The sequence below is a fragment of the Streptomyces xiaopingdaonensis genome, assembly GCF_000262345.1.
GTDB classification, from domain to species: Bacteria; Actinomycetota; Actinomycetes; order Streptomycetales; family Streptomycetaceae; genus Streptomyces; species Streptomyces xiaopingdaonensis.
In genome coordinates this window covers 1-10,018 of the sequence record NZ_AJTQ01000245.1, presented here as the reverse complement: position 1 = coordinate 10,018, position 10,018 = coordinate 1, and the positions used below count along the sequence as shown (strand labels likewise).

9 protein-coding genes are annotated in these 10,018 nt (G+C 69.9%); 6 read left to right on the top strand and 3 right to left on the bottom strand.

What is annotated here, in order from left to right; all coding sequences use genetic code 11:
• The 4 genes from UWG_RS0119305 to UWG_RS0119290 form a co-directional block, all read left to right on the top strand.
• Positions 1–226 (top strand): GMC oxidoreductase (locus tag UWG_RS0119305; RefSeq protein ID WP_237720166.1); only part of this gene is annotated, 226 nt, incomplete at its 5' end.
• Positions 226–1,317, top strand: coding sequence for a quaternary amine ABC transporter ATP-binding protein (locus UWG_RS0119300; protein ID WP_016908845.1), 1,092 nt, complete (start codon positions 226–228; stop codon positions 1,315–1,317). The genes UWG_RS0119305 and UWG_RS0119300, both read left to right, overlap by 1 nt.
• Positions 1,314–3,365: an ABC transporter permease gene (locus UWG_RS0119295; RefSeq protein ID WP_016908844.1), complete on the top strand. Its 2,052-nt coding sequence runs from the start codon at positions 1,314–1,316 to the stop codon at positions 3,363–3,365. Before UWG_RS0119300 ends, UWG_RS0119295 begins: the two co-directional genes overlap by 4 nt.
• A gap of 115 nt (positions 3,366–3,480) precedes the next feature.
• Positions 3,481–4,440, top strand: coding sequence for a glycine betaine ABC transporter substrate-binding protein (locus UWG_RS0119290; RefSeq protein WP_016908843.1), 960 nt, complete (start codon positions 3,481–3,483; stop codon positions 4,438–4,440).
• A gap of 129 nt (positions 4,441–4,569) precedes the next feature.
• Here UWG_RS0119290 and UWG_RS0119280 read toward each other — a convergent pair whose 3' ends face one another.
• Together UWG_RS0119280 and UWG_RS0119275 are read right to left on the bottom strand one after the other, a co-directional pair.
• A complete protein-coding gene (locus UWG_RS0119280) occupies positions 4,570–5,046 on the bottom strand; it encodes a carboxymuconolactone decarboxylase family protein (RefSeq protein WP_016908842.1) in 477 nt (158 codons plus the stop codon).
• Between the two features lie 42 nt (positions 5,047–5,088).
• Entirely contained in the window at positions 5,089–5,523 is a 435-nt protein-coding gene (locus tag UWG_RS0119275) for a MerR family transcriptional regulator (protein ID WP_016908841.1), read from the bottom strand.
• Between the two features lie 271 nt (positions 5,524–5,794).
• Between UWG_RS0119275 and UWG_RS0119270 the strand changes: the two genes are divergently transcribed.
• The gene (locus UWG_RS0119270; RefSeq protein ID WP_029391591.1) at positions 5,795–7,276 is read left to right on the top strand and encodes a SulP family inorganic anion transporter; all 1,482 of its coding nucleotides are present in this window, start codon (positions 5,795–5,797) and stop codon (positions 7,274–7,276) included.
• A gap of 58 nt (positions 7,277–7,334) precedes the next feature.
• On the opposite strand, the gene rocD is transcribed toward UWG_RS0119270, so the two are convergent.
• Positions 7,335–8,552 carry an ornithine--oxo-acid transaminase gene (gene rocD / locus UWG_RS0119265; protein WP_016908839.1) on the bottom strand — a complete coding sequence of 406 codons (1,218 nt, stop codon included), beginning with the start codon at positions 8,550–8,552 and terminating at the stop codon, positions 7,335–7,337.
• Between the two features lie 325 nt (positions 8,553–8,877).
• Between rocD and trpS the strand changes: the two genes are divergently transcribed.
• A complete protein-coding gene (gene trpS / locus UWG_RS0119260) occupies positions 8,878–9,888 on the top strand; it encodes a tryptophan--tRNA ligase (RefSeq protein ID WP_029391590.1) in 1,011 nt (336 codons plus the stop codon).
• Positions 9,889–10,018 lie beyond the last annotated feature (130 nt).

Here is a 10,018-nt window from a genome sequence, read left to right as displayed (position 1 = left end):
CTCCCCCCCCGCCGGCACCTGCCGTATGGGCGCGGCCGACGACGAACTCGCCGTCGTCGACCCCGAATTGCGTGTCCGGGGACTGGAGGGGATCCGCATAGCGGACGCCTCCGTCTTCCCGACGATGCCCACCGTCAACCCGATGATCGGGGTCCTGATGGTCGGGGAGAAGGCGGTCGATCTCATCCGTCCCCACTCAGCCCCGATACCGGGAGGTGTTGCCTGATGTCCGAGAGCGCCGAACATACGCCGGTCATCTCCGTCCGCAACCTGTGGAAGGTCTTCGGCCCCAAAGCGGCGAGCGTGCCCGAGAACTCCGCCCTCAAGGGGCTCTCCGCCGCCGAGGTCCGCGAGTCGACCGGCTGCACCGCGGCGGTCCGCGACGTCTCCTTCGACGTCAACAAGGGCGAGGTCTTCGTCGTCATGGGGCTCTCCGGCTCCGGCAAGTCGACGCTCGTCCGCTGCCTGACCCGCCTCATCGAGCCCACCGCCGGCACCCTGGAGTTCGACGGCGACGATGTACGGGGCATGGACACCGAGAGCCTGCGCACGCTGCGCAGGCACCGGGCCTCGATGGTCTTCCAGAACTTCGGCCTGCTGCCGCACCGCACGGTCCTCGACAACGTCGCCTACGGCCTGGAGATCCAGGGCGTCGGCAAGGCCGAACGCCGTGAGCGCGCAGGCGAGATGGTCGACAAGGTCGGCCTGGAGGGGCTCGGGCACCGCAGGCCCGCGCAGCTCTCCGGCGGCCAGCAGCAGCGCGTCGGGCTGGCCCGCGCACTCGCCGTCGATCCCGAGGTGCTCCTCTTCGACGAGCCGTTCAGCGCCCTCGACCCGCTGATCCGCCGGGACATGCAGGAGGAGGTCGTCCGCCTCCACAACGAAGAGGGCCGCACCATGGTCTTCATCACCCACGACCTCTCCGAGGCGCTCCGGCTCGGCGACCGCATCGCGCTGATGCGCGACGGCGAGATCGTCCAACTCGGCACCCCCGAGGAGATCGTCGCCAACCCGGCGGACGACTACGTCCGCGACTTCGTCCGGGACGTCCCCCGCGAGCAGGTCATCTCCGTCCGGCGCGCGATGCGCCCCGCCGACGCGGGCGAGGCCGAAGACGGTGTCGCGCTCACGCCCGGCACCCTCGTCTCCGACGCGATCGAGGCCGTCGCGCGGAGCGGAAAGCCGGCGCGCGTCATGAAGGACGGCGAGCTCCTCGGCGTCATCGACCACGAGCGGCTGCTCTCCGTCGTCGCCCGGCTCGGCGAGGACGACGCCACGGGAGCCGCCGCCGACGAGGGGAAGGTGGCGGCGGTATGAGCACCGCCACGACCCCGACGCTCGACAAGGAACCCGCGGCCGACGCGCAGGGGCCCGCGCCCGATCCGGACCGGCGCTCCGCAGAACCCGCGCAGGACGGACTCGCCGCACGGCTCGCCGCCAACCCCAAGTGGCTGGTGATCGGGTTCGCGGTGCTCGTCGTCCTGGTGAGCGCCGTCGTCACGGGGGACGGCTCTTGGCCCGGCGGCTGGACGGCGGACATCCGCACGCCGCTGGAAGACCTCGACAACTGGCTCGTCGACAACCGCGATTCGCACTGGCTCTTCCTCTACTTCCTGCTGCACATCAGCAACGCGGCCGAAGGCGGCGTCGACGCGATCGTCGGCCTCTTCGACTCGCTCGGCTGGGTCGGCGTGACCGTCATCGGCACGCTCATCGCCTGGGCGGCCGGCGGTGCCGACCGCTCACGGCGTGCCGTGCGGACCGGAGCCACGGCGCTCGCCGTCTTCGCCGTCTGCGGCATCCTCGACATGTGGGCGCCCACGATGGAGACGCTCGCGCTGATGGTCGTGGCGGTGATCCTCGCCGGACTGCTGGGGCTCCTGCTCGGACTCGCGTCGGGGCTCTCGGACCGCTTCGAGAAGCTGCTGCGGCCGGTCTTCGACACGATGCAGGTGATGCCGGCGTTCGCTTATCTGCTGCCGCTGCTGCTGATCTTCGGTGTCGGCGTCCCGTCCGCCCTGATCGCCACCGTGATCTACGCGGCCCCGCCGATGGCCCGGCTCACCTCGCTCGGGCTACGCGGCGCGGACCCGGTGGCGCTGGAGGCGGCGCGTTCGCTCGGCGCCAGCCCCTGGCAGCGGCTGTACACGGCCAAACTGCCGCTGGCGCGCAAGCAGATGATGCTCGGACTCAACCAGACGATCATGATGTGCCTCTCCATGGTCGTCCTCGCCTCCCTGATCGGCGGCGGCGGTCTCGGCGACGAGATCTACCAGGCGCTCGGCAAGTTGGACATCGGCACCGCGCTCACCGCGGGCGTCGCCGTCGTCCTCGTCGCCGTGCTCCTCGACCGGACGACCTCCGCGGCGGGTGAGCGCCTCGACGCCTCGCAGACCGCGACCGAACCCGCAGGCATGGCCAAGGTGCGGGCCGCGGTGTGGGGCGGGATCGTGGTGCTGCTGGCCGTCTTCGCGGCCGTCGGCTCCGCCCTGTGGGAGAGCGAGTGGCCCGAGGGCTGGACCGTCTCCTGGGGACAGCCGATCAACGATGCCGTCAACTGGTTCACCGACCACCTCGGTTCGGGCATCCCCCTCGTCGGCGGCACGGTCACGTGGGCCGAGGGCTTCACCGAGTTCATCCTCAACCCGCTGCGGAGCGGACTGCTCGCGACGCCGTGGTGGGCGCTGATGCTGCTCGTGGCGGTGGTCGGCTGGTTCGTCGGGACCTGGCGCGCCTCGCTCACCGGCTGCGTCGGACTCGCTCTCATCGGTGCGATGGGCCTGTGGGACCGCTCGATGGACACGCTCTCGCAGGTGCTCGGCGCCCTGGTCCTCACGGTGATCGTGGGGCTGATCGTCGGCATCGTCTCGGCTCGCGTGGAGCGGGCGGAGAGGGTGCTGCGGCCGGTGCTCGACACCATGCAGACGATGCCGCAGTTCGTGTACCTCATCCCCGTGATCGCGCTCGTCGGCCTGAGCAGGACGGCCGGCATCATCGCGGCGGTGATCTACGCGGCGCCCGCCGTCATCCGCATCACCACCCAGGCGCTGCGCGGGGTCGACCCGGCCGCGATGGAAGCGTCGAAGTCCCTGGGCGCGACAGGCAAACAGCAGCTCTTCCAGGTGCAGTTGCCGCTCGCGCGCAAGGCGCTGCTCGTCGGCGTCAACCAGGGCGTCGTGCTGGTGCTGTCGATGGTCGTCATCGCCGGCCTGATCGGGGGCGGTGCGCTCGGCTACGACGTGGTGCAGGGCCTCTCCAAGGGCAACCTCGCGCAGGGGCTGCCGTCCGGCATCGCCATCGTCTGCCTCGGCATCATGCTCGACCGCATCTCGCAACCGGCCGTGCGGAGCCGCAAGGGTTCCTGAACCGGCGCGTACCCAGACCGCAACCCCAGCGGCGCGGACCCCTATCCGCGCCCTTCACGCAGAGCGCAGGCCGCGGGGCCGGCGCTCCACCCCGAGAAGAGAAGACAGAACTCTCATGAACAGCAAGCGCATTCGCAATACCGCAATAGCCGGCGTCGGCGTGCTCGGCGCGCTGGCCCTCACCGCCGGGTGCGGTGCGGCTGACACGCAGTCCAGCGGCACCGACAAGGTCGTCCTCGCCGAGCCGTCGTGGGTCGGCGCCTCGGCCAACGCCGCCGTCGTCTCCAAGCTGATGGCCGACGAGATGGACGTGAAGGTCGACGTCCAGCAGATGGACGAGCCCGTCGCCTTCGACGCGCTCGACAGCGGCAAGGCCGACGCCATCCTCGAGGACTGGCACGGCGTCCCGAAGAAGCAGAAGAAGTACGTCGAGGACAAGAAGACCGTCGTCTCCGGCGGCGACCTCGGCGTCGTCGGCCACATCGGCTGGTTCGTCCCGAAGTACTACGCGGACAAGCACCCCGACGTCACCGACTACAAGAACCTCAACAAGTACTACAAGGACTTCAGGACCTCCGAGAGTGGCGATCTCGGCCACTTCATGGGCGCCGCGCCCTCGTACTCGCAGCACGACAAGGGCCTCATCAAGAACTTCGGCCTCAAGTTCAAGCACGTCCCCTCGGGCACCGAGGCGGCGCAGCTCAAGGAGATGCAGCGGCTCTACAAGGCGAAGAAGCCGTTCCTCGCCTACTGGTGGGAGCCGCAGTGGATGAACAACGACATCGAGATGGTCGAGGTCAAGCTGCCGAAGTACACCCCGGGGTGTGAGATCCCCGAGGAGAAGGCGAAGTGCGGCTACGAGACCAACCAGCTCGAGAAGTTCCTCAACAAGGACTTCTCGGAGAACGGCGGTGCCGCTGCGGAGTTCCTCAAGAACTTCAAGTGGTCGACGGAGGACCAGAACGAGGTCGCGCAGATGATCGCGGGCGACGGGATGAAGCCCGAGAAGGCGGCCGAGAAGTGGATCAAGGAGAACAAGTCGACCTGGGAGAAGTGGATTCCCGAGGACGCGTGATCTCCGCACCCGCGTCGCTCGCCGCACGGTGAGCCGAGCGGCGGCGGACGGGAGAGCACCGCTCCCGTCCGCCGGCGTACGCCCGGCCGGAACTCCGGCCGGGCGTACGCCTGTTCTCCGGGGGCGCCCCTACTGCTCCAGGCTCCTCGGCACCGCACGCGTCGCCACCATGAACCTGTTCCACGAGTTGATCACGACGATCTGCCCGAGAAGCTGGGCGAGTTCGGCCTCGTCGAAGTGGGCGGCGGCCCGCTCCCAGACGGCGTCGGGTACGAAGCCCTCGGTGAGGAGCGTCACCGACTCGGTGAGGGCGAGCGCGGCCTGCTCCCGCTCGCTGAAGAGGTCGCCCGCCTCCTCCCAGGCGCCGACGAGATCGAGCCGTAGCTGCGACTCGCCCGCCTTCCGTGCGTCGGCGAAGTGCATGTCGAGGCAGAAGGCGCACTTGTTGAGCTGCGAGGCGCGGATCTTCACCAGCTCGGCCAGGCTGCGCTCCAACCCCTCGGCCGTCGCCTGCTGGAAGGCGGACATGCCCTTGTAGAGCGCGGGAGCGGCCTTCCAGATCCGCAGCCGCGGGCCGTGCGCCGTCGTCTTCTGTGCTTCCGTCATGCGCGGGACGCTAGCGGACGGGGCCGACAGGCGGCTGTCTTTTCAACCTCCTGCGGAGCGCGGGTTGTCGACTGCCCGCTGGGCTTCGTGACCGAGCCGGGCGCTGAGCGTCTCGGCGAACTCTTCGGCCCTGGCGAGCTGCTGACGAAGACGGGCGACGCGGTCCCGGGCGGCCTCCTCGAACCCGGCTACGCGCTCGAGCGCCGACGTGCGTTCACCCTCCGTGAGTTCGTCCTCCGTATCGAGCAGGTCGGTGGCGGTGAGGAGGTCGCGCATCTCGTCGAGGGAGAAACCGAGCGGCTTCATCCTGCGGATCACCATCAGGCGCGCCACGTCGCCTTCGGCGTAGAGGCGGAACCCGCCGCGGGAGCGGGCCGACGGGACGACGAGCCCCGTCTCCTCGTAGTGGCGGATCGTGCGCAGCGACAGCTCGGTACGGGCTGCGACCTCGCCGATCTGCATGTGCGTGCTGCCCACTGTTCTCCTCGGCTTTCGGGCCGTACGGCGCGTCGGTGCTCCCTGTCGGTGGGCGGAACCCCGGGGCCGCATCCCTACCCTAACGTTAGGGTAGTGTTCACTTCCGGTTGACTGCGGTCGTCTGCGGGCGAACGCCCGCGACGCACATGCTGAACGGTCACCGTAGCCCCACCCCGGCCGGCGGGCAGCGACGCCCGCCGCCTCCAGCCAACTCCCGCATGCCGCCGACTCTTGCAGCGCGGTGTGCCCAGAGAACACAGGTCCTTCCCTCTTGACTGACGCACCGACTGCCGCCAGGGCGCCCTGGCTCGCCGCCCTTGCCCCGAGAACGCTGCGGACCGAAGTGCTCGCCGGTCTCGTCGTGGCCCTGGCGCTGATCCCCGAGGCCATCTCGTTCTCGATCATCGCCGGAGTCGACCCCGCCGTCGGGCTCTTCGCCTCCTGCACCATGGCCGTGGTGATCGCGTTCGTCGGCGGGCGGTCCGCCATGATCTCGGCCGCGACCGGTGCCATCGCTCTCGTCGTCGCGCCGCTCGCCCGCGAGCACGGACTGGGTCACCTCTTCGCTGCGGTGATCTTGGCCGGCGTCTTCCAGGTGGTACTCGGCGCCCTGGGCGTGGCGAAGCTGATGCGCTACGTGCCGAGGTCGGTGACGGTCGGATTCGTCAACTCGCTCGCCATTCTGATCTTCCTTGCGCAGGTGCCGGAACTCCTCGACGTGCCCTGGCCCGTCTATCCGCTCTTCGCCGGCGGGCTGGTCCTGATGGTGCTCTTCCCCCGGATCACCCGCGTCGTCCCGGCGCCGCTCGTCTCCATCGTCGTGCTGACGGCGCTGACCGTGGCGGCCGGCATCGCCGTCCCCACCGTGGGGGACAAGGGCGAGCTGCCCGCCTCGCTCCCTGTCCCCGCGCTTCCCGAAGTCCCGTTCGCTTGGGAGACGTTGACGACCGTGGCGCCGTACGCGCTCGGCATGGCGCTCGTCGGCCTCATGGAGTCGCTGATGACGGCAAAGCTCGTCGACGACCTCACGGACACCCCCTCCTCCAAGACCCGGGAGTCCATCGGGCAGGGCATCGCCAATATCGTGACGGGCTTCTTCGGCGGCATGGGCGGCTGCGCCATGATCGGTCAGACGATGATCAACGTGCGGGTCTCCGGCGCGCGGACCAGACTCTCCACCTTCCTCGCAGGTGTGTTCCTCCTGGGGCTGTGTCTCCTGTGCGCTCCTGTGGTCTCGCAGATGCCGATGGCCGCACTCGTCGCCGTGATGGTGATGGTCTCCGTCGCGACCTTCGACTGGCGTTCCGTCGCCCCGCGCACGCTGCGCCGGATGCCCGTGGGGGAGACGGTGGTGATGCTGGTGACGGTCGTCTGCGTCGTGGTCACGGAGAACCTCGCGATCGGTGTCGTCGTCGGCTCGCTCGTCGCTCTTGTGATCTTCACTCGCCGCGTGGCGGAGCGTGCACACGTCGAGGCGGTCGACGCCCCCGAGGGCGGCGTCGTCTACACCGTCAGGGGCGAGCTCTTCTTCGCTTCAGCCGACGAGTTCCTCGCGCGGTTCGACTACGTCGGCGACCCGGACCATGTCGTCCTCGACCTCTCCGAGGCGCGCGTCTGGGATGCCACCTCCTCGGCCGCGCTCGACGCCGTCGAGGCCAAGTACGCGGAACGCGGCAAGCGCCTCGAGCTCAGCGGCCTCGACGAGGCGAGCAAGCGGTTGCGGGAGCGGGTGCGGGAGCCGGCGGCCGGATGACCCGGCGCTGACGACGGACGGCAACCCCCGTGCGTACGCCGGGGGTTGCCGCCCCGGCTCAGGCCGACTCGGCGAGCACGGCCCCCAGCTGCTCGACCCCCCAGTCGAGGTCCTCCTTGGAGACGACGAGCGGCGGTGCGGCCCGGATCGTCGAGCCGTGGGTGTCCTTCACGAGGACGCCGCGGGCCATGAGCCGCTCCGAGAGCTCGCGCCCCGTGCCGTACTCGGGCGCCACGTCGATGCCGGCCCACAGACCCCTGCCGCGGACCTCGCGGACGGCGCCGCCGGTGAGCAGGTCCAGCTCGTGGCGGAGGTGGTCGCCCAACTCCCGAGCGCGCTCCTGGAACTCGCCCGTGCGCAGCATCGCCAGTACCTCCAGCGCGACGGCGCAGGCGAGCGGGTTGCCGCCGAAGGTGGAGCCGTGCTCGCCGGGGCGGTGGACGCCGAGGACCTCGTCGGTGGAGACGACGGCCGAGACCGGCACGACGCCCCCGCCGAGCGCCTTGCCGAGCACGTACATGTCGGGCTGCACACCCGAGGGCCCCTCCTGCTCGCAGGCGAAGGTGGCGCCGGTGCGGCCGAGCCCCGACTGGACCTCGTCCGCGATGAAGAGCACGCCCCGGGCGCGCGTCAACTCCCGTACGCCCGTGAGGTATCCGGGCGGCGGGACGTGGACGCCCGCCTCGCCCTGGATGGGCTCGAGGAGGACCGCGACGGTGTCCTCGTCGACGGCCGCCTCAAGGGCTGCGAGGTCCCCGTACGGGACGATCTCGAAGCCCGGCGTGTACGGACCGTAGTCGGCGCGGGCCTCCTCGTCGGTGGAGAAGCTGACCACCGTGGTGGTGCGGCCGTGGAAGTTGTTCTCGGCCACCACGATCTTGGCGCGGTCGTGCGCGACGCCCTTCACACGGTAGCCCCACTTGCGGGCCGTCTTCACCGCCGTCTCGACCGCCTCGGCGCCGGTGTTCATCGGCAGGACCCGCTCCATGCCGCACAGCGCGGCGAGCTCGGCGCAGAAGGCGGGGAAGAGGTCGTGCTGGAAGGCGCGCGAGGTGAGCGTGGAGCGGTCGAGCTGGCGCTTGGCCGCCTCGATCAACCGGGGGTGGCGATGGCCGAAGTTGAGCGCCGAGTAGCCGGCGAGCAGGTCGAGGTACCTGCGTCCCTCCACGTCGGTCATCCATGCCCCCTCCGCGGAGGCGATGACGACGGGGAGCGGGTGGTAATTGTGCGCGCTGTGCGCGTCTGCCTCGGCGAGCAGCCGCTGAGAGGTGGACATCCGGGGTCTCCGTTCGTCTCGCAAGGGCGTGCGGCGTCTTTCCTGCCTGGCCCGGATCGCGGGCCTCTTTCTATCGTCCGCCACCGGCACGCAAAAGAAACCTTGCCGACAGGGGGCGCATCAGCCGCACGTCGGCACCGGCGCAACACCCGGAGCGCGCGCGGGAGTTCCGCACGCCCTCCTTGATTCCACGGTGTGCGCGTACGACCTCGTACCGTGAAGAGGGACGGGTCGCCGCCACGGCGCCACCCGCGCGGGTGGCACGGTGCCCGACGTCACGGGAATCGCCGCACCCGCGGGAAGGGCGACCTGAGAGAATGTGCGCATGGTCAACGCTCGCCCTCGTGTGCTTTCCGGTATCCAGCCCACCTCCGGCTCGTTCCACCTCGGCAACTACCTTGGCGCCGTACGCCAGTGGGTGGGCCTCCAGGAGACGCACGACACCTTCTACTGCGTCGTCGACCAGCACGCCCTCACCGTCCCGAAGGACCCGGCCGAGCTCCGCAGCAACACCCGCTTCGCCGCGGCCCAACTCCTCGCCGCCGGCGTCGACCCGGAGCGCGCCACCCTCTTCGTGCAGAGCCAGGTCGCCGAGCACGCGCAGCTCGCCTGGATCGTCGAGTGCCTCACCGGCTTCGGCGAGGCCGCGCGGATGACCCAGTTCAAGGACAAGTCGGCGAAGCAGGGCGCCGACAGCACCTCCGTCGGTCTCTTCACCTACCCGATGCTGATGGTCGCCGACATCCTCCTCTACGAGGCCGACGAGGTCCCCGTCGGCGAGGACCAGCGCCAGCACCTGGAGCTGAGCCGCAACCTCGCCGAGCGCTTCAACCACCGGTACGGCCCGACCTTCGTCATCCCCGAGCCCCACATCCTCAAGGAGACGGGCCGGATCTACGACCTCCAGGAGCCGACGGTCAAGATGAGCAAGTCGGCGTCGAGCCCCAAGGGCATCGTCGAACTCCTCGACGAACCGAAGGCCACGGCGAAGAAGATCAAGAGCGCCGTCACCGACACCGACACCGTCGTCCGCTTCGACGCCGACAAGAAGCCGGGCGTCAGCAACCTCCTCACCATCCACTCCACCCTCAGCGGCACCCCGATCCCGCAGTTGGAAGAGCACTTCGCAGGCAAGGGGTACGGCGCGCTCAAGACGGAGCTCGCCGAGATCGTCACCGAGTGGGTGACACCGTTCCGTTCACGTACGCAGGAATACCTGGACGACCCTGCCGAGCTCGACGCACTCCTCGCCAGGGGTGCCGACAAGGCCCGGGTCGTCGCGGCCGATACTCTCGCCCGGGTCTACGAAAAGGTCGGCTTCCTGACGGCTCGCTGAGCGCGCCCGCCGGCGCCGGAGAACGAAGAAGACGAAGGAGGGAGCGCGCACATGGCCACGACTGCCACCGTCACGCTCGGCGTATCGCTCGCGGTCCCCGAACCGCACGGCAGCATGCTCCAGAGGCTGC

Coding starts and splice junctions, on each gene's coding strand:
- UWG_RS0119290 (WP_016908843.1), top strand. CDS start 3,481: ATGAACAGCAAGCGCATTCGCAATACCGCAATAGCCGGCGTCGGCGTG.
- UWG_RS0119300 (WP_016908845.1), top strand. CDS start 226: ATGTCCGAGAGCGCCGAACATACGCCGGTCATCTCCGTCCGCAACCTG.
- UWG_RS0119295 (WP_016908844.1), top strand. CDS start 1,314: ATGAGCACCGCCACGACCCCGACGCTCGACAAGGAACCCGCGGCCGAC.
- rocD (WP_016908839.1), bottom strand. CDS start 8,552: ATGTCCACCTCTCAGCGGCTGCTCGCCGAGGCAGACGCGCACAGCGCG.
- UWG_RS0119280 (WP_016908842.1), bottom strand. CDS start 5,046: ATGACGGAAGCACAGAAGACGACGGCGCACGGCCCGCGGCTGCGGATC.
- trpS (WP_029391590.1), top strand. CDS start 8,878: ATGGTCAACGCTCGCCCTCGTGTGCTTTCCGGTATCCAGCCCACCTCC.